Raw genomic sequence first — 17,704 nt, 5'->3', positions numbered from 1 at the left:
TTCGCGACACTCCTAAGGTGTTCGATGCTGTTCGCGAGGTGCGCGCAGGCTGGTCATCGTGCGCAGTCCCGAGACCATCGCTCTACTAGAAAGATGGGCCGGTTATTTGAAGAAGCGTTTCGGCAGGCTCTACCGGCAAGACATCACGCGCCCTAACGGGCGTGGCAGTTGGTTGAGCGTGTGTCGCTTGCCAGGCGATGCTCTCGTTGCACAGGAGCCGCAATCGAAAATTGGAAGGCTGTAGACGCGTGGGTGACGGTGGGCGGGGCAACTATCTGCAGAATGATCGGTTAAGGAATGATCGCTCTCAGCCTCCTGCAATTGCGCGATGGACGAGCGCGATAACCTCGTCGGCTTCCTGTTCGGTGCTGTCAAAGCGAGCCACGAACCGGATTACGTTCTGGCCCCGTCGCGCGAATTGCAGCCCGCTCGCTGCAAGACGGTTGATGGCCAAAGCGGGCAGGTTGATGAAAACCAGATTGGCTTCCACCGGCGCAATGAGCTGAACGTCGGGCAGCGCAGCGAGACCCGCTCCAAGACGCGCGGCCACGGCATTGGCCTTCGCCGCGAGCCGCAGATAAAGGCGATCCTCGACGTAGGCGAGCAGCTGTGCCGACGCAAAGCGCATCTTCGACGCGGTCTGGCCGGCGCGGCGAAGCCGATAGGACAGGGATTCGACGAGATCCTGGTCGAACACCACGATCGCATCCGCCGACATCGCCCCGTTCTTGGTCGCCCCGAAGGACAGGATGTCGACGCCGGCGCGCCATGTCATGTCGGCCGGGCTGCAACCGAGCCGCCCCAGCGCGTTGGAGAACCGGGCGCCATCCATGTGCAGCGACAGATTCCTGTCGTGGGCGATTGCTCCGATTTCGGCGATCTCGGCGAGGGGATAGATTGTTCCATATTCGCTGGCCTGAGTGATCGACACCGCATCGGGCTGGGAGCGATTGCGGACTCCCCAGGCCGCCTGGCCCAGCGCCTGGCGCAGGCTCGACGGCTCGATCCGAAAGTTTCGGCCGGACATGGCGACGAGCTTCGCGCCGCCTGTGAAGGCTTCGGTCGCGCCGCCTTCCGCGGTGTGGATATGCGCCTCTTCGTGACAATAGATGGCGCCATAGGGCCGCGCGCAGCTCGCGAGTGACAAGGCGTTGGCCGCCGTACCGGTCGAGACCGGGAACACGGTGACCGCGGTCTCGAACAGCTCCGAGAAGCGCGCATTCAACAATCTCGAATAATCGTCGTCCCCATAGGCGGCGGCCGGGCCGCGATTGGCCTCGGCGATCGCTTGCAGAATCTCGGGGCAGACCGGCGCGACATTGTCGCTGCGGAAATTCGGGAGCGTCGGGGCTGCTTCGTTCATACCGTCCTGTCCTGCCGTCATATCACGGTTGATTCCTGCTTGTTGATGCGCCGATTGATCAGGAGCAACGGGATTGCGGTGACGAGGATAAGCACCGCGGCCGCGGCGGCCGCTAGACCCGCGCCGGTGCCCTCGATGGCATGGTACATCACGACGGTCGTGGTGACCCAGCCGCTCGCATAGAGCACAATGGTCGCGCTCAACTCGGATGCCGCGGTGATCCAGACCAGCACCAGCCCGCCGACAAGGCCGCTGGCCATCAACGGCACGGTCAGGGTCGCGAAGGTTTTGCTTGGCGAGACCCCGAGATTGATCGAGGCTTCCTCGAGCGAAGGATCGAGCTGGTGCACGATTGCCGAGGACGACCGGATCGCGAAGGGGAGCTTGCGGACGACATAGGCGATGACCAGGATCAGCCAGCCGCCGGTCAGAATCAAGGGACCGCTGTTGAACGCGATGATGAGCCCGATCGCCAGGATCGTGCCCGAGACCGCAAACGGCACCATGCCGACGAAATCTAGCAATCCCGACAGGCGCGAGCGGTGCCGGGCCACGACATAGCCGATCGGAGCGCCGATCAGCATGGTGACGACGGCCGCGATGCTGGCGAGCGTCAGCGTGTTGAGCAGCGGCCGATAGGAGCCCGACAATAGGGTGGCGTAATTGCCCAATCCGAACTCCCAGGTCAGGACAGGGCCGCGAAAGCGCAGGAGGGAGATCATCAACACAGCCGCGAACGGCAGCAGCGAGGCAATCACAATGCCCCAACTCACGATCGTGGCCGTGAGCCGCAGTCCCGGCGTCAGAGGCAGCTTCGCGGGCGCGCTGCGGGCATTGGTCGAAAACCGGCGCTTGCCGAGGTAGTGCCGCTGAACGAGCAGCGCGATCGCCGTGCAGGCGATCAGGAGCACGCTGAGTGCGCCCGCCGCGGCCGGGTTGGCATCAGATTCGCCGGCGAACAGCTTGAAGATGTCGACGGCCAGGAACGGCCGGTCCTCAGCCAGCACCGCTGGCACGCCGAAATTCTCCAGTGCCTCAATGAACACCAATAGTCCGCCGGCAAGGATCGCCGGCATCACGATGGGCAGCAGCACGGTGCGGATCACATAGGGCCGCGAGCCGCCGAGATTGCGGGCTGCCTCCTCCATCGAGGCGTCGACTGCCTGGAATCCGGCCAGCACGGGCATGACGACGTATGGATAGAGCGTCAACGTGAACACGATGACGATGCCGGGCACGCCGTAGATCGATCCGATCGGGACGCCGATCCCGCGCAGAGCGGTGGTGACGACGCCAGCATGGCCGAACAGCAGCACGAGGGCGTAGGCGCTGACGAACGAGGGCAGGACCAGCGGCAAGGACGCAAGCGTCAGCAGCAGCGCGCGGCCCGGTATGTCGATCCGGGCAAGACAGAAGGCGAGCGGGATGCCGATCGCGCATGCGAAGGCCGTCGCGAGCGCGGCGCAAAGCAGACTGTTGCCGATGCTGCCGAGATAGTAGCGGCTCTTCACAATCGCCGCATAGTTCCCAAGTGTCAGGCCGCCCGTGCCGTCGATCCGAAAGCTTGCATCCAGGACAAGCGCCAGCGGGTAGAGCAGAAACACCGCGAGCAGCACCAGCGCCGCCAGCGTCACGATGGTGGCGAAGCGTTTCATGGCGCCGGATACGCCGTGATCTGGGCAGGGTCGTAGGCAAGGGTGAGCGGCGCGCCGGGCAAGAGATCGAGCGCCTGGCCGCCGAGCGCCGCAATCCGAATCTGGGTGCCGTCCGGCAGGGTTGCGTGGAGGCGTTGTACCGGGCCGAGAAATTCACGCAGCGCCAGACGCGCATGCACAAGCGAGCCACCGGAACCGTCTCGCAGCTGCAGGGCCTCCGGCCTGACCGACAGCAACACCGGCGCGCCCGGCGCTGCGACCTCGCCTCTGACCGTGAATTCCGTTCCGGCTGCTGCGACAGGAGTGTTACGGCCGTCGAAAGCTCCAGCGATGCCCGGCACCATGTTGGTCGAACCGAGGAATTCGGCGACGAAGGCGGTCTGCGGCATCCGATAGATGCGCTCCGGCGTGTCCACTTGCTCGATCTTGCCGTGACGCAAGACGGCGATGCGGTCGGAGATGGCGAGTGCCTCCTCCTGATCATGTGTCACGTAGATCGCAGTCAGGCCGAGCGCCTGCTGCAGCTGTCGGACCTCGATCCGCATTTCGGTGCGCAACTGCGCGTCGAGGTTGGACAGCGGCTCGTCGAACAGGAGCACGGCGGGCTCGATCACGAGCGCGCGGGCGATTGCCACGCGTTGCAGCTGACCGCCGGAGAGCTGGTGTGGCGAGCGTGGACCGTAACCTGCAAGGCGGACCCGCTCGAGCGCCTTGTCGACGCGCGATGCGATCTCGGCAGCCGGAACCTTCCTGGCCTTCAGCCCGTAGGCCACGTTTTCGGCGACGGTGTGGTTCGGGAAGATCGCGTAGTTCTGAAACACCATGCCGGTGTCGCGGCGATGCGCGGGCAGAGCATCGATGCGCCGGCCGTCGAAGCAAATGGAGCCGGATTCGACGTCGATGAAGCCTGCGATCATGCGCAGCAACGTCGTCTTCCCGCAGCCTGACGGCCCAAGCAGCGTGAACAGCTCGCCATGCTTGATGTCGAGCGAGATTTCGTCCACGGCCCGCACCGCGCCGAAGGTGCGGGTCAGGTTTTCAATCCGAATCGCGGTCATCGGATCAGCGCGTGTTCTGGATCGTGGTCTTCAGCCGCGCGAGGGTGTCGCGACGGGCCGCTTCCCATTTGGTGTCGTCATAGGGCAGCACCTTGACCGCCGAGAACGGCAGCATCCCCGGTGCGACTGCCTCGAGCTCGATATCCTGACGGGCAGGGCGCCGGAACGTCGCCTTCAGCAACATCTCCTGGACTTCCTTGCTGGCCAGATAGTCGACCAGCCGTTTGGCAGGCTCGGGGTTCGGTCCGCCTTTCAGGATGGCCGCGCCCTCGACGCCCGCATAGGTGCCCTCGGCCGGATAGGCGACGCTCACCGGCGCACCGTTATGGGCCCACAGGAACCCGGCATATTCGAGCCTGATGCCAAGCGGATATTCGCCGCTGCCGATCCCGTCGAAGACCTGGGTCGAGCGGTTGAGCACCTTCGCATTCGCAAGCAGCCCGTCCATCTTGGTCCAGGCTGCGTCGTCCGCGCCCCACAGCGAGAGAAGCGTGGTCGCGGCCGCATATGAGAATCCGGAATTGGCAGGGTCGGTAAAGGCGAGCTTGCCTTTCCATTTCGGATCGAGGAGGTCTGCCCAGGCTTTGGGCCCGCTGGCCTTGTCGATCGCCTTGGTGTTCTGGCCGATCACAACGACCTGGATGTTGGTGCCCAGCCAAAGGTCGTTTGGATCGCGAAATTGCGCCAGCACGGCTTCGCGGCCCTTCGCCGCGTAAGCCTGAAGGTGCGGGCTCGCCAGCCGCAGCAGCGTCGCACTGACGCCCCAGATCACGTCGCCCTGCGGATTGGCGGCCTCGGACGCGACGCGGCGCACCAGCACACCTGATCCGGTCGAGACCACGTCGACCTTGATTCCGGTCGCCTTGGCGAAGCCTTCGGCTACAAGCTTGTTCACGGTGTCGTCGTTGGCCGAATAGAGCACGACGTTCTGCTGGGCCGAGGCCAACTCGGCCGCGAACAGCGATGCCGCGAGCGTCACGACTCGGGCGAGGATGGAGGCAGGAGATCTCATCGTGGTTCGCCCTCGTGGGTTCAGCGATTGCTCATGCGGTTGTGGCTAGGTACTCGGTGGCCGCCTTGAGCCCGGCGCCGGGTTCGATCGGCAGGCCGAACTTCGTGAGTGCGTCCTCGAGATGCAGAAGGTCGGTCAGAATGGTCCCCGCGCTCAAAGCACCCATCGTGCCAAACCGGATGACACGGCCGGAGAGACGGTTGCGGGCGCCTGCGATCACCGTGCGGTGATCCTGGTAGAGCTGCCGCACGATGGCTCCGCCTTCGAGCCCGTCGGGGACCTTGAAAACCACGACCGTGTTCGAGCGTGGCTCATCGCGGCAAAAATCTGCGAGTCCAAGCGCCGCGCCGCCGGCGCGCAGCGCGGCGGAGAGCTTCTTGTGGCGCGCGAGCACATTGGCGAAGCCTTCCTCGTGCATCATCGTCAAGGCCTCACGCAGGCCATAGATGAGGCTCACCGGTGCCGTGAACGCGGTCTCGTTCTGCTCCGCGGATTTCAGCGCGCGACGGAAATCCCAATAGAAGGCCGATCGCTGCTCGTCCTGCCCGATCACGCGCCACGCCTTGGCGCTGACGCTGGCAAGTGCGAGGCCGGGCGGGCACATCAAGGCCTTTTGCGAGGCCGAGACGACGATGTCGACGCCCCATTCGTCCTGCCGCATCGCGATGCCGCCGAGACCGCTGACGGAATCTGCGATGAGCAGCGTTGGCCGGTCGCGCACGAGTGCGCCAAGCGCCGCGAGATCGGCCACGATCCCGGTCGAGCTCTCATTGTGCACGACGACGACGGCGCGATAGGGGTGCTCGCGCAACAGAGCCTCCACCGCGGCGACATCGATCGCCTGGCCCCATTCGATCGCGACCGTGTCGACGGTGATGTTCATGGCCTTGGCGATCGTGGTGAAACGCTCACCGAACTGACCATGCTCGACTACGAGGATCCGATGGCCCGGTCCGGCCGCGTTGACGAGCGCAGCCTCCATAACGCCGGTTCCGGAGCTCGCAAAGAACAGGATGCGGTTCGTCGTGCCTAAAATCGGGCGGATCATCTCCTCCGCCTCGCGGATTGCAGTCCGGCATTCGGGTCCGCGATGGTTGACCATCACCCGAGCCATCGCCTGCCGCACCCGCTCGGGCACTTCGGTTGGACCGGGAAGCCGAAGACGGTATCCCGTCGAAGCAATGGCGCTCGGAGTGTCTGTGATCGTCATAGCTTGAAGTCACCGTTCTGACGCATATAGGGAACGAGGCCGCCCGCGCGCAGGATCGCCAGCATGATCGGCGGCAGCGGCTCCGGGCTGAGCGTCTCGCCGCTGCGTTCGTTGCGGATCGCGCCGGTGCCATCGGAGATCAGGATGTCGCCCTCGCGAATCCCGCCGGTATCGCAGACGAGCGGCAGCAGGCCGTTGTTGATCGCGTTGCGGTAGTAGGTGCGCGAGAAGCTTCGGGCCAGCACCGCCGGAATGCCGGCGCCGAGCACTGTCGTGACGGCGACTTCCATGGCCGAGCCGCAACCGAAATTCTTGCCCGCCACCAGGATGTCTCCGGTTTGCACAGAAGCTGCAAAGGTCGGATCGACATGCTCGAACAGGAATTGCCTGAGAACGGCGGGGTCGAGGCTCTCCCGCTTGCGGGTCGAGCTGATGATGGAGTCGGTGTTGACGTCGTCGCCGACAAGTCGCGCGCGTCCTCGCAGGGCTGTCATCGCGACACCTCGCGAGGATCGGTTACGGCACCGCGCGTCGCGGCGGCTGCGCAAGCTGCCGGGGAGGCGAGGTAGATCGATGCCTTGGCGTTGCCCATGCGGCCCTTGAAGTTGCGGTTGGCGGTCGAGATCACCGAAACCCCGTCGCCGGGGATCACCCCGCAGGTCCCGCAGCAGGAGCCGCAGCCCGGCTCGACCACGGTGGCGCCGAAACCGACCAGGGCGTCGAGCGTGCCATCGGCCGCCATGGCGTCGCGGACCTCGCGCGATGCCGGCGTGACCACGAGCTGCACGCCGGGTGCAACGCCTCCACCCGCCTCGAGCACCGCGAGGGCTTGATGGAAGTCGCGTAACCTGCCGCCGGTGCAGGTGCCGAGATAGACCATCTGTACCGGCGTGCCGGCCGCATCCTCGAGCGCCACGACCTGATCCACCAGATGCGGCAACGCGATCCGCGGCGTGAGGGCGTCGAGCGCGATCTCCACGGTCCGGCTGTAGTGCGCATCCGGATCCGCTGCGACCGGTTCGAAAGCCTGGCCGGTTCGGCCCTGCAGATAGGCGATGGTTTCAGCATCGGCCGGGAAGATGCCGGTCTTCGCGCCCATCTCGACCGCAAGATTGCTCAGGACGAGGCGGTCCTCCAGCGCGAGGGTGGCGACACCCGGTCCTGCGAATTCGAGTGCCTGATAGGCGGCACCGTCAGCGCCGAGCATGCCCGCGAGGGCCAGTGCGATATCCTTCGCATAGACGCCGCTCGGCAGTTGTCCGGTCAGGACGACGCGGATCGAATCCGGCACGCGCAGCCAGATCCGGCCACACAGCATGACCGCGGCGAGATCAGACGAGCCTATCCCGGTCGCAAAGCAATTCAGTGCCCCGTATGTCACGGCATGGCTGTCGGCTCCGACGACCAGACCACCCGGCAGAGCGCGGCCCGTCTCCACGATGAGCTGGTGACCGATTCCTTCACCGGCTTCATGCAGCGTGACGCTGAACCGCCTGGCGAAGTCCCGCATCACGCGGTGCAGCTCGATCGTCTGCGGGCTTGTCGGCGGCACGTAATGGTCGAGCGCAAAGACCAATCGGGCGGCATCGCGCACGTTCTCTCCGCCCATCGCCTTGAAATAGTCGAGCGCCATCGGGACCGAACCGTCGGTGCCGAGCGCGCAATCGACCTCGCAGACCACGAGGTCCCCGGCGTGCGCATCCTGCCCGGATTTTCGAGCGAGGATCTTCTCGGAGATCGTACGCCCGGCCATCGCTAGACCTCTGGCATCTCGCAGCCGAGACGTCGGAGCGAGGCGTCGACCCAGCTACGATCGAGCGTACCGGCTTCGATCGCCGCCATTTGCTTGGTCTCGGCAGACTGCTTGGCTTCGGCTGCCTCGATCACCGCTCGGCAATCGTCGATGGCGACGGCTAGCACGCCGTCGTCGTCGCCCAGCACCAAATCGCCGGACTGGATGACCATGCCGCCGATCGCGATCGGTCCGTTGATCTCGCCCGGACCGTCCTTGTAGGGACCGCGATGGGTGACACCCGCCGCGAAAACGGGAAGGGGGTTTGCCCGGATCGCAGCGGCATCGCGGATCGCGCCATGGATAACGATGCCGGCGACGCCGCGCCGGGCGGCCTGCGCGAGCATCATCTCGCCGAAGATTGCGTTGCTGAGGTCGCCGCCCGCATCGACCACTATGACGTCGCCGGCAACCGCGATGTCGAGCGCTTTGTGAACCATCAGATTGTCGCCGGGGCGCGTCTTCACGGTCAAAGCGGGACCGGCCATGCCGCCAGCCGCATGCATCGGCCGGAGCGTGGGGCCGCCCGCGGCCATGCGCGACATCACATCGCTGATGTTGGCGACCGGAAGGGCGCGAGCCCGTTCGACCCATTCGCCTGCGACAACACGCTTGCGGGAAAGGATCCTGAACCCTACGGCCATATCAACCCCATTGAAAATGGAACGCCGTTACGCATAGTGTAACGGTGACGAGCCGAGGTCAACTGAAAATCGGCAGGACAGGGATTTTCGATGCCCAAGACGCAAGGGGTCGCCGCCGTGCAACGGGCGTTGGCGATCCTGGATACCTTCGCTGGAGCCGGGTCGCGCAGCCTGGCCGACATAGCCAAGATCACGGGCTTGGCGAAACCGACCGTGATGCGCTCGCTGGTGTCGCTGGATGAAGCCGGCTACGTCGTCCGCCTCAGCGACGGCCGCTACGCGCTCGGCGCAAAGACATTCCAGCTCGGCACCACCTATCGGGCCAATTTCAATCTCGAACAGCATGTGCTGCCGGTCCTTCAGCGGCTAAGCCAGGAGACGCTGGAGAGCAGTGCGTTCCACGTGCGTGAACGCGATAGCCGGCTCTGTCTGTTTCGGGTGGATTCGCCGCAGCTCGTGCGCGACGTCGCGCGGCCCACAAATCTCGCGCCACTCGATTTGACCTCGACGGGACAAGTGCTGCGGACGGCGCGCTGGGCAGACCGCACGGATGGCTGCGTGCAGGTCTTCGTCAGTTCCGGAATCTACGACGCTGTGACGGCCTCCCTCTCCACCGCCGTTTTCGGCCACGACGGAGCGCTGGTGGGCGCCATGACCGTGAGCGGCCCAATCGAACGCATCCGTCAGGCCGACCTCCAGGCGCTGGCGTCCCGGCTCACCGACGCCTCGTATCGGCTCTCACTTGTGCTCGGCGCGCCATTGCCCCGCGAGGTCGGCGCGCCGCGGATCATCAGTCTGCCGTCGGCCGAAACAGGCTCTCCCTGACGCCGCCCCGTTCGGGGCAGGGCACTATTTCGACCGGCAAGCTCGTGAATAGACTCCGCTCAGGTCTTGTACAGTCTGTAGAGACTGGACTCAAAGCTCGCCTCCGCAACTCTGAACCCGGTCACGATGTCCTCGCGAAACTTGAGCCATTCGGCGTAGATCAGCCTACGCCCCACCATTGCCGGTAGGTCAGGCGAAGTGCGGTGAGGAATACACACGTATGGAAGTGAGCTAGCCGGTTGCGCGCGGGAGCATGCCCTTGGCGGTAATCTCCGCCGAAAGCTCTTCGATCGTCTTGCGTTGTTCCATGGCGGCTTTGCGGATCAGCGCAAAGGCGGCTGGTTCTGCGAGCGCGTGCGAGTGCATCACCTGGAGAACGGCGGCGAGCACGACGCGACGCGACCGAAGACGCTGCTCGAGCTTGACCACCTGCTGCTTCAATTCGTTGGTGCGTTCGCTTCGCTCGATTGCCATGACGAGCGCCGCGTAGATGCCGGCCGAGCGCAACGGCTTGACCAGGAACGAGGCTGGATCGAGCTCGAACACTAGCTTCAGCCGGCTCGGCGTTTCGGTGCCGAGCAGGGCGATGACCGGGCAGCGTCCCAGGAACGCGCGTCGTGCCGGTTGCGTCAAAGGCAGGAACTCGTCATCGATCAACGCCAGATCCGGCGCGAAGTCGATCGCCTCTGTCGGCTCCCACGCGATGCTGTCGACCCCAAGACGCTCGAACTGGCGTCGCACGATGGTTGCGTCGCGTTCGTCCTTGATGGCGACGATTGCCTTACGCCCGCGCAGCGAAAATGAAGACGGTCTGCTCATTTTACAACCCGCAAATGCGGCGCATTCGGCAATGCGCCGCCCGCCGAGGTCTCCCTCGAAGGGCTGACGGCAACGTCGAGCTGCGTCAGGTAAGGATCAGGCTTAACAGGCGCGTCGGCTTCCCAGAAGATATCAAACTGTCCTCGCGGATTGGAAACGGCAAGCCGCGGTGTAAGGACGCAATGATTGTTGCCGCCGTCGATCCAGACCGGTCCTTGCGGCGAATTGTAGCGATGGCCGGCCGCGGCGCGCCGCACCTCGGCGATACTCGATGTGCCAGCGCGCTGCAACGCGCGCGCCAGCAGATAGACGGCGACATAGGCGGACTGCCCGTCGACCGAGGGGCTGCTGTCGTCGCCATAGCGCGCCTTCCAGCGTGCAACGAATGCGCGGTTCTCCGGCAGGCGGATGCTCTCGAAATAGGCCGATGACGTGATGCAGCCGGCCGACGCCGGTCCGACGATCGACAGTTCCGGTTCGCACAGGCTGCAGCTCAGCATCGGAATCTCGAGCCCGGCGGCCTTGGTGCCGGCGTGGAAGGCGCGAATGAAGTCGTAGCTCGAGCTTCCGACCAACGTGTTGAAGACGATCGGCGGCTTGCGGCGGACGATCTCGTCGACGATGTGCCCGACGGCGCTTTCGCCGAGTTCGAGCAGCCGTTCGGCCAGGATGTGGCCGTCTGCCGCGCTGACCAACTCCCGGGTGACGCGATTGGTCTCCCATGTCCAAACGTAGTTGGAGCCGACGCAGAAGATCTCCCGGGACAGATTGTCGAGCACGTACCGGACGAGCGGCAGGACGTTGTGATTGGGCGAGGCGCCGACATAAATGACGTTGTCGGAGCACTCGAAGCCTTCATAGCGCGCAGGATACCAGAGCAGGCGATCGGTGCGCTCCACGATCGGCAGAACTTGTTTGCGCGACGCCGACGTGTAGCAGCCGATGATGTGCTCGACGCCGACATTGCGGATGAGATCGTCGCAGACCGTATGGTATTCGGAGATGATGCCGCGAGGATCGCGGATATGAGCGGCAATCGAGAAGCCGAACTCCGTCTGGTTGTTGATCTCGTCGACCGCCATCATCGCGCTCTTGAGGATCTCGCGGCCCATGGCCTGATAGGGCCCGGACTGCGAGCAGATGATGCCAACGGGAACAGACGGTTTTGTCATTGACGACTTTCGGTAGTGCAACGCGAATATGAAATCATCATCGGCGATGACAGTGCAAGTCGCTTGCCGTTTTGCTGCGCAGCACTATCGAAATTTAGGCAGAGAGCATCGTTGACAATGCGATGGGCAGTTACTTAGACTTTTCTCCTACAGGGCTACCTGTCGAACCTCGCGTGCGCCGATCTGGCCGATGACGTCCAGCTCCTTGCACTAAGTGCTTCGTTCGATTGCGGCCCCTAAGCGATAGATCATAGCCGCGGCATTTGAGCCATTCGTCGCCTCATTCGGGAGGGACGGGTGGCTTTTTTCGTTTGCCGCCAAGGAAGCTGGCGATGCGTCCGCGTCGCCAGAACGGTGACGCATGCGCGGAGACGACCGCGCGTCACATCGAGTGTGAGGATGAAGAACGATGGCGGCAACAGATCTCCACTATCTCGGACTCGTCGACGTCGGGCGGAAGATCCAGGCGAAGGAGCTGTCGCCGGTCGAAGCGACCAAAGCGATGCTCGGGCGGATCGAGAATCTCGACGGCAAGCTCAAGAGTTTCGCTTATGTGATGGCTGACTCGGCGCTCGCGGACGCTGCCACGGCCGAGAAGGAGATCGCTTCCGGCAAGATCAAGGGGCCGCTGCATGGTGTGCCAGTGGCGGTCAAGGATCTCTGCTGGGCCAAGGGCGCGCCGGCGGCCCATGGCATGACCATTCATCGAGATTTCCGTCCCTCCGAGGATGCAACGGTAGTTGCGCGGTTGAAGGATGCCGGCGCCATCATCCTCGGCAAGCTGCAGCAAACCGAGGGCGCCTACGCCGATCATCACCCGAAGATCGACCCACCGAAGAACCCGTGGAACGCGGATCTCTGGCCCGGCGCATCCTCGAGCGGCTCCGGCGTCGCTACTGCGGCGGGCCTCTGCTTCGGCTCGCTCGGCACCGATACGGGCGGATCAATCCGCTTTCCGTCCGCGGCTAACGGCGTCACCGGGCTCAAGCCGACCTGGGGACGCGTCAGCCGCTACGGCGCATTCGAGCTTGCGGCGACGCTGGATCATATCGGCCCGATGGCAAGGAGCGCGGTCGATTGCGGCGCCATCCTCGGCGTGATCGCGGGTCAGGACCCCAAGGACACGACGTCGGTTCCGCTGCCCGTGCCTGACTATCTCGCCAGTTTGTCCGGCGACCTTCGCGGCGTGACGATCGGCGTCGACCGGCGCTGGACCAGCGAAGGCACCGATGGCGATGCGGCCAGGGTGTTGACCGAGGGTCTGCGTGTAGCGGCCGATCTCGGCGCAAAGATCAAGGAGATTACGTTCCCCGATCCCAAGGCGGTCATCGACGACTGGTTCCCGCTGTGCGGCATCGAGGTCGCCGTCGCACACGAGGACACCTATCCCGCGCGCAAGGACGAGTACGGCCCGGCACTCGCTGGCCTGCTCGATCTCGGTCGGCAGCAGTCCGGCATGGACTATCAGAAGATCGTGCTCCGGCGCGAAGCGTTTCGTGGCGCCGTCCGCCTTCTGTTCGAATCGGTCGATCTCCTCGCAGTGCCGGCCCAGGCATTCGCCGCGCCCACGCTCGGCAAGATGGCGTCGCTCGGCGAGGACGCCTCGCTGATCGCAGGCTTGCTTCGCTTCACATGCCCGTTCGACATGACGGGAAGCCCGACCGTGACGCTACCCGGCGGCTTCGCCGCGAATGGCGGTCCGGTTGGCTTCCAGTTCGTAGGTCGTCATTTCGATGAGGCCGGCCTCGTTCGCGCGGGCGATGCGTTCCAGCGAGTTACCGACTGGCACAAGCGTCATCCCGGGATCTGAGTTGAGGAGCCAATCATATGCCCGCAGAAGACTGGTTGAAGAATTCCATCATGGCCAAGCGTGCGGTCGCCAAAGGCGCGACCGGGGCGACGCATAGCCTGACGATCGAAGAGCAGGGCGGCTTCCACTACGTCTACGGTCCCTATGCAAAGCCGACCCTGTCGATCGACCCCGGCGGAGTGGTGGTTGTCGAGACGGAGGATGCGTTCGGCGGTGTGCTCACCAGCGAGAGCGACAGCCCCACCGCCAAACTGAACTTTCCCTATCTGAACCCGCAATGCGGGCCGATCGCGGTTAAGGGCGCCAAGAAGGGCGATTGCCTCGCGATCTACATCCGCGACGTCGAGACCCGCGGCGAGCAGCCGGCCGGCACGACCTGCATTATTCCTGAGTTCGGCGGACTCGTCGGGACGAGCTCGACGGCACTGCTCAACCCGCCATTGCCGGAGCGCGTGAAGAAGCTGCATGTCGACAGGAACGGCGTGCGCTGGAACGACAAGATTACGCTGCCCTACGAGCCGTTCATCGGTACCATTGGCGTCTCGCCGGAGATCGAGGCGATCTCCTCGCTGCAGCCGGATTACCACGGCGGCAACATGGATCTGCCCGACGTCGCCCCCGGCGCGATCATCTACTTCCCGGTGCATACCGACGGCGGGATGCTCTACGTCGGCGACTGCCATGCGACGCAAGGCGACGGTGAGCTCTCCGGCGTAGCGCTCGAGCAGCGCGCGACCGTCACGCTGCAGGTCGACCTGATCAAGAACTGGAGCTTTGCCTGGCCGCGGCTCGAGACCAAGGACTTCATCATGACGATCGGCAGCGCGCGTCCGCTCGAGGACGCGGCGCGTATCGCCTATCGCGAGCTCGTGCGCTGGATGGCGGCCGACTACGGCTTCGACGAGATCGACGCCTACATGCTGCTCAGCCAAGCCGGGCGGATGCGCCTCGGCAACATGGTCGACCCTAAATACACGATGGGAGCATCGATCCTGAAGAATTACCTCAAGCCATGACATCCAGTCGCTTTCAGAAACAGGGGATATCACGATGAGTTCGGGACGCAAGTTAGGGATGGTTTTGCTCGGCGCCATGCTCGGTACCGCAGCGGCAATGACCGTTGCTCGGGCCGCGGAACCACCGTTGAAGGTGGGTCTGCTCGAGGACGTGTCGGGCGATCTCGCCTTCATGGGCATGCCGAAGCTGCACGGCTCTCAGCTGGCCGTCGAGGAGATCAACAAGAGCGGCGGTATCCTTGGTCGGCAGATCGAGTTGATTCACCTCGATCCGCAGGGCGACAACGCGCGCTATCAGGAGTTCGGCCGTCGACTGCTCAACCGCGACAAGGTCGACGTGCTGATCGGCGGCATCACCTCGGCCTCGCGCGAGGCGCTGCGTCCCATCGTCGATCGCACCTCGACACCGTACTTCTACACCAATCAGTATGAAGGCGGCGTCTGCGACGCCAGCATGATCAGCATGGGCGCGGTGCCCGAGCAGCAATTCTCGACGCTGATCCCGTGGATGGTCGAGAAGTTCGGCAAGAAGGTCTATGTCATCGCAGCCGATTACAATTTCGGTCAGATTTCGGCGGAGTGGAACCGCAAGATCATGAAGGATCTCGGCGGCGAGGTCGTCGGTGAGGAGTTCATTCCCCTCGGCGTGTCGCAGTTCGCGCAGACGATCCAGAACATTCAGAAAGCGAAGCCGGATTGGCTGCTTACGATCAATGTCGGCGCTGCCCAGGATTCGTTCTTCGAGCAGGCGGCTGCGGCCAACCTCAATCTGCCGATGGGATCGTCGATCAAGGTCATGCTCGGCTTCGAGCACAAGCGGTTCAAGCCGCCGGCGCTTAACAACATGCATGCGACTGCGAATTGGTTCGAGGAGATCGACACGCCGGAGGCTACCGAGTTCAAGAAGCGCTGGCACGCGAAATTCCCTGACGAGCTCTACATCAACGACATGGGCTACAATGCCTATAATGCGCTCTACATGTACAAGGCGCTGGTCGAGAAGGCGAAGTCGATCAAGCTCGACGACATGCGCAAGGTCATCGCGACCGGCGATGCATGCATCGACGCTCCCGAAGGCAAGGTGTGCATCGATCCGAAGAGCCAGCACACCTCGCACCGCATGCGCCTGATCTCGGTCGGGCCGAAGCATGAGGTGAAGGTCGAGAAGGACTATGGGACGATCCAGCCGTACTGGCTTGGCGAAATCGGTTGCGATCTCACCAAGAAGAACGACAAGGACCAATACACGCCGAGCCATCTCCCGAAGAAATCGTGACGCCCGACGGGCACGGATTTTGCTCGTATTGAGAGTTGCGTTCTTGGAAAAGGCCGGCGCCGCAACGATGCGGCGCCGGGATCGACAAAGGGACCAAGATGTCGGCTGAAGTATTCTCGGTATTCTATCAGTTCGCCGACGTGTTCGCGTTCCTCATTCTCTCGGCCGCAGGTCTCGCCATCGTGTTCGGCATGATGGGCGTCATCAACATGGCGCATGGCGAGTTCATCATGTGCGGCGCCTATGTCACCGTCGGCCTGGTGAATCTGGGCGTTCCGCTCGCGATTGCCCAGATCCTGGCCGCGCTGACGGCGGGGCTCATCGGTGTCGCCGTCGAGTTCCTGATCGTGCGGCGCTTCTACAAGCGGCCGCTGGATTCTCTGCTCGCCACTTGGGGGCTCAGCCTCATCGTGACGCAATCGATGCTCCTGATTGTCGGTTCAGCCGTGCGGGGCATCGGAACGCCCGAGGGAAGCTTCGCAATCGGCGGCTATACGTTTTCGACCTATCGTCTGGTTCTGTTCGGTTGCGCGGTGGCCGTGCTGGGCGGTCTCTACATCGTTTTCATGAAGACGCGCTTTGGTGTGATCGCCCGGGCGACGATGCAGAATGTGGCGATGGCGAAGGCGCTGGGCGCGCGAACGGGCCGAATCTATTCGATCAGCTTCGGGATCGGCACCGGCCTTGCCGGGCTTTGCGGGGCGCTCTACGCGCCAACGATGACGCTGATCCCGACCATGGGGGCGACCTTCGTGGTTGAAAGCTTCGTTACGGTCGTCATTGGAGGGGCAAATGTGCTGCTCGGAACAGCGCCGGCCGCTGTGTTCCTGGCGATAATCCGGATGGCGCTGAACGCGAGCTACGGCCAGATCATCGGACAGATTGGCATGCTGGTCGCCGTTATTTTGATCATTCGGGTGTTGCCCGAGGGGCTCTCCAGCGTTCTGGTTCGTCGTGGGCGCTAAAGGGAATTTGTGATGTTCAAGCTACTGGAAGGTCCGCAGACGCTCGGACGTGGCAAGATCTTCTGGTCCTGCTTCCTTGCAGTGCTCGTGGGCGCACTGACATATCCGCTGTTCGCCGACTCCTATGATGTGGGGAATTTCGCCTATTTCCTGATCTGGATATTCATGGCGCTCGGCCTCTGCCTGATGTGGGGCTATGGCGGGATGCTGTCGTTCGGCCAGACCTTGTTCTTCGGCATCGCCGGTTACGGTTATGGCGTGCTCGCGATTAACATGGGCGGCGGCACCGCAACGATCGCCGCGCTTGCGCTGTCCGTTGTCCTTGCGATGGTGGCGGCCGGCATCCTCGGCTATTTCATGATTTGGGGTGGCATCAACGGCATCTTCTTCGGGATCGTGACGCTGTCTGCGACACTAGTTCTTGCCTTCTTCCTCGGCCAGACGGCGGGGCCCGAATGGCACATCGGCCCGGCGCGGCTGAACGGCTTCAACGGCATGAAGGGCATGGACCCGCTCGCCGTCGGCGACTTCTATATCGAGGGATCGGCGCTCTACTACGTCATGATCGCGCTGATCGTGATCGTCTATCTCGCGCTGCGCATGCTCGTGAATTCGGGCATCGGCAACGTCATCGTGGCGACGCGCGAGAACCCGCAGCGCGCCGAGATGCTGGGTTATGACGTCCGGAAATACCAGCTCCTGACCTTCGTGATCGGCAGCGGCCTCGCAGGGCTGAGCGGTGCGCTGTACACGTCCTGGGGCCAATTCATCACGCCGTCCAGCATCGGCCTGCCTGCGGCGGCGATGCCCATCGTATGGGTGGCTTTCTCCGGACGGAGCGATTTGACCGCAACCCTGGTCGGATCGTTCCTGCTGCTGTTCGGCTTCCAGACCATCACGGTCTACAGCCAGCAGGCGGCACTCGTGCTGATGGGAGCGCTGCTGCTTGCCACGGTGATGCTGGCGCCGCAGGGTTTTGTGCTCGGCATCGGCAAGCTTGCTGCCGACTGGTGGAGCGGGCGTCGGCGGCGCGATGATAGCCCCGTCATGGCGGAGGCTGGTCGCTTGCAGTCGGAAGAGTCCTGAT

The 17,704-nt window shown here is 63.8% G+C and carries 16 protein-coding genes; 6 read left to right on the top strand and 10 right to left on the bottom strand.

Annotated features, from left to right (window positions below):
* Positions 1–307: 307 nt before the first annotated feature.
* The 8 genes from IVB46_RS10010 to IVB46_RS09975 all read right to left on the bottom strand — a co-directional run bounded on the left by IVB46_RS10010 (position 308) and on the right by IVB46_RS09975 (position 8,734).
* Positions 308–1,363 (bottom strand): beta-eliminating lyase-related protein, encoded by a 1,056-nt coding sequence (locus tag IVB46_RS10010; protein WP_247309264.1) that lies wholly within the window; start codon positions 1,361–1,363, stop codon positions 308–310.
* A gap of 17 nt (positions 1,364–1,380) precedes the next feature.
* Entirely contained in the window at positions 1,381–3,018 is a 1,638-nt protein-coding gene (locus IVB46_RS10005; protein WP_247309266.1) for an iron ABC transporter permease, read from the bottom strand.
* On the bottom strand, positions 3,015–4,076 hold the full coding sequence (locus tag IVB46_RS10000) for an ABC transporter ATP-binding protein (protein ID WP_247342639.1): 1,062 nt from the start codon (positions 4,074–4,076) through the stop codon (positions 3,015–3,017). The genes IVB46_RS10005 and IVB46_RS10000 overlap by 4 nt, the downstream gene beginning before the upstream one ends.
* Before the next feature lie 4 nt (positions 4,077–4,080).
* The gene (locus IVB46_RS09995; protein WP_247342635.1) at positions 4,081–5,088 is read right to left on the bottom strand and encodes an extracellular solute-binding protein; all 1,008 of its coding nucleotides are present in this window, start codon (positions 5,086–5,088) and stop codon (positions 4,081–4,083) included.
* 31 nt (positions 5,089–5,119) lie between these two features.
* Positions 5,120–6,202 (bottom strand): alanine--glyoxylate aminotransferase family protein, encoded by a 1,083-nt coding sequence (locus IVB46_RS09990; protein WP_247342632.1) that lies wholly within the window; start codon positions 6,200–6,202, stop codon positions 5,120–5,122.
* A gap of 92 nt (positions 6,203–6,294) precedes the next feature.
* Positions 6,295–6,792 (bottom strand): alpha-IPM isomerase, encoded by a 498-nt coding sequence (locus IVB46_RS09985; protein WP_208087664.1) that lies wholly within the window; start codon positions 6,790–6,792, stop codon positions 6,295–6,297.
* On the bottom strand, positions 6,789–8,051 hold the full coding sequence (locus IVB46_RS09980) for an aconitase/3-isopropylmalate dehydratase large subunit family protein (RefSeq protein ID WP_247309268.1): 1,263 nt from the start codon (positions 8,049–8,051) through the stop codon (positions 6,789–6,791). The genes IVB46_RS09985 and IVB46_RS09980 overlap by 4 nt, the downstream gene beginning before the upstream one ends.
* Before the next feature lie 2 nt (positions 8,052–8,053).
* Positions 8,054–8,734: an RraA family protein gene (locus tag IVB46_RS09975; protein WP_247309270.1), complete on the bottom strand. Its 681-nt coding sequence runs from the start codon at positions 8,732–8,734 to the stop codon at positions 8,054–8,056.
* A 90-nt stretch (positions 8,735–8,824) separates the two neighbouring features.
* Here IVB46_RS09975 and IVB46_RS09970 point away from each other — a divergent pair, with 90 nt between their 5' ends.
* Positions 8,825–9,559 carry a helix-turn-helix domain-containing protein gene (locus IVB46_RS09970; RefSeq protein ID WP_247309272.1) on the top strand — a complete coding sequence of 245 codons (735 nt, stop codon included), beginning with the start codon at positions 8,825–8,827 and terminating at the stop codon, positions 9,557–9,559.
* A gap of 231 nt (positions 9,560–9,790) precedes the next feature.
* Here the strand turns inward: IVB46_RS09970 and IVB46_RS09965 are convergent, their stop codons facing one another.
* A complete protein-coding gene (locus IVB46_RS09965; RefSeq protein WP_028151206.1) occupies positions 9,791–10,378 on the bottom strand; it encodes an ANTAR domain-containing protein in 588 nt (195 codons plus the stop codon).
* On the bottom strand, positions 10,375–11,550 hold the full coding sequence (locus IVB46_RS09960) for a transporter substrate-binding domain-containing protein (protein WP_028151205.1): 1,176 nt from the start codon (positions 11,548–11,550) through the stop codon (positions 10,375–10,377). Before IVB46_RS09960 ends, IVB46_RS09965 begins: the two co-directional genes overlap by 4 nt.
* Positions 11,551–11,959: 409 nt before the next feature.
* On the opposite strand from IVB46_RS09960, the gene IVB46_RS09955 reads away from it, so the two are divergent.
* From IVB46_RS09955 to IVB46_RS09935, 5 genes are all read left to right on the top strand, one after another.
* A complete protein-coding gene (locus IVB46_RS09955; RefSeq protein ID WP_247309273.1) occupies positions 11,960–13,360 on the top strand; it encodes an amidase in 1,401 nt (466 codons plus the stop codon).
* A gap of 17 nt (positions 13,361–13,377) precedes the next feature.
* Positions 13,378–14,376, top strand: a complete 999-nt coding sequence (locus tag IVB46_RS09950) for an acetamidase/formamidase family protein (RefSeq protein WP_208087657.1) — start codon at positions 13,378–13,380, stop codon at positions 14,374–14,376.
* Positions 14,377–14,452: 76 nt separating this feature from the next.
* The gene (locus tag IVB46_RS09945; RefSeq protein ID WP_225005773.1) at positions 14,453–15,652 is read left to right on the top strand and encodes an urea ABC transporter substrate-binding protein; all 1,200 of its coding nucleotides are present in this window, start codon (positions 14,453–14,455) and stop codon (positions 15,650–15,652) included.
* A gap of 98 nt (positions 15,653–15,750) precedes the next feature.
* Complete coding sequence (locus IVB46_RS09940) at positions 15,751–16,617, top strand: branched-chain amino acid ABC transporter permease (RefSeq protein WP_247309276.1); 867 nt, start codon at positions 15,751–15,753, stop codon at positions 16,615–16,617.
* 12 nt (positions 16,618–16,629) lie between these two features.
* Positions 16,630–17,703: a branched-chain amino acid ABC transporter permease gene (locus IVB46_RS09935; protein WP_247309278.1), complete on the top strand. Its 1,074-nt coding sequence runs from the start codon at positions 16,630–16,632 to the stop codon at positions 17,701–17,703.
* The last annotated feature ends 1 nt before the right edge of the window (position 17,704 follow it).

The organism is Bradyrhizobium sp. 61 (assembly GCF_023073075.1).
Classification (GTDB): Bacteria; Pseudomonadota; Alphaproteobacteria; order Rhizobiales; family Xanthobacteraceae; genus Bradyrhizobium; species Bradyrhizobium barranii.
This window is presented reverse-complemented; position numbering and strand designations above follow the sequence as displayed.

Coding starts and splice junctions, on each gene's coding strand:
- IVB46_RS10010 (WP_247309264.1), bottom strand. CDS start 1,363: ATGAACGAAGCAGCCCCGACGCTCCCGAATTTCCGCAGCGACAATGTC.
- IVB46_RS10005 (WP_247309266.1), bottom strand. CDS start 3,018: ATGAAACGCTTCGCCACCATCGTGACGCTGGCGGCGCTGGTGCTGCTC.
- IVB46_RS10000 (WP_247342639.1), bottom strand. CDS start 4,076: ATGACCGCGATTCGGATTGAAAACCTGACCCGCACCTTCGGCGCGGTG.
- IVB46_RS09995 (WP_247342635.1), bottom strand. CDS start 5,088: ATGAGATCTCCTGCCTCCATCCTCGCCCGAGTCGTGACGCTCGCGGCA.
- IVB46_RS09990 (WP_247342632.1), bottom strand. CDS start 6,202: ATGGCTCGGGTGATGGTCAACCATCGCGGACCCGAATGCCGGACTGCA.
- IVB46_RS09985 (WP_208087664.1), bottom strand. CDS start 6,792: ATGACAGCCCTGCGAGGACGCGCGCGACTTGTCGGCGACGACGTCAAC.
- IVB46_RS09980 (WP_247309268.1), bottom strand. CDS start 8,051: ATGGCCGGGCGTACGATCTCCGAGAAGATCCTCGCTCGAAAATCCGGG.
- IVB46_RS09975 (WP_247309270.1), bottom strand. CDS start 8,734: ATGGCCGTAGGGTTCAGGATCCTTTCCCGCAAGCGTGTTGTCGCAGGC.
- IVB46_RS09970 (WP_247309272.1), top strand. CDS start 8,825: ATGCCCAAGACGCAAGGGGTCGCCGCCGTGCAACGGGCGTTGGCGATC.
- IVB46_RS09965 (WP_028151206.1), bottom strand. CDS start 10,378: ATGAGCAGACCGTCTTCATTTTCGCTGCGCGGGCGTAAGGCAATCGTC.
- IVB46_RS09960 (WP_028151205.1), bottom strand. CDS start 11,550: ATGACAAAACCGTCTGTTCCCGTTGGCATCATCTGCTCGCAGTCCGGG.
- IVB46_RS09955 (WP_247309273.1), top strand. CDS start 11,960: ATGGCGGCAACAGATCTCCACTATCTCGGACTCGTCGACGTCGGGCGG.
- IVB46_RS09950 (WP_208087657.1), top strand. CDS start 13,378: ATGCCCGCAGAAGACTGGTTGAAGAATTCCATCATGGCCAAGCGTGCG.
- IVB46_RS09945 (WP_225005773.1), top strand. CDS start 14,453: ATGCTCGGTACCGCAGCGGCAATGACCGTTGCTCGGGCCGCGGAACCA.
- IVB46_RS09940 (WP_247309276.1), top strand. CDS start 15,751: ATGTCGGCTGAAGTATTCTCGGTATTCTATCAGTTCGCCGACGTGTTC.
- IVB46_RS09935 (WP_247309278.1), top strand. CDS start 16,630: ATGTTCAAGCTACTGGAAGGTCCGCAGACGCTCGGACGTGGCAAGATC.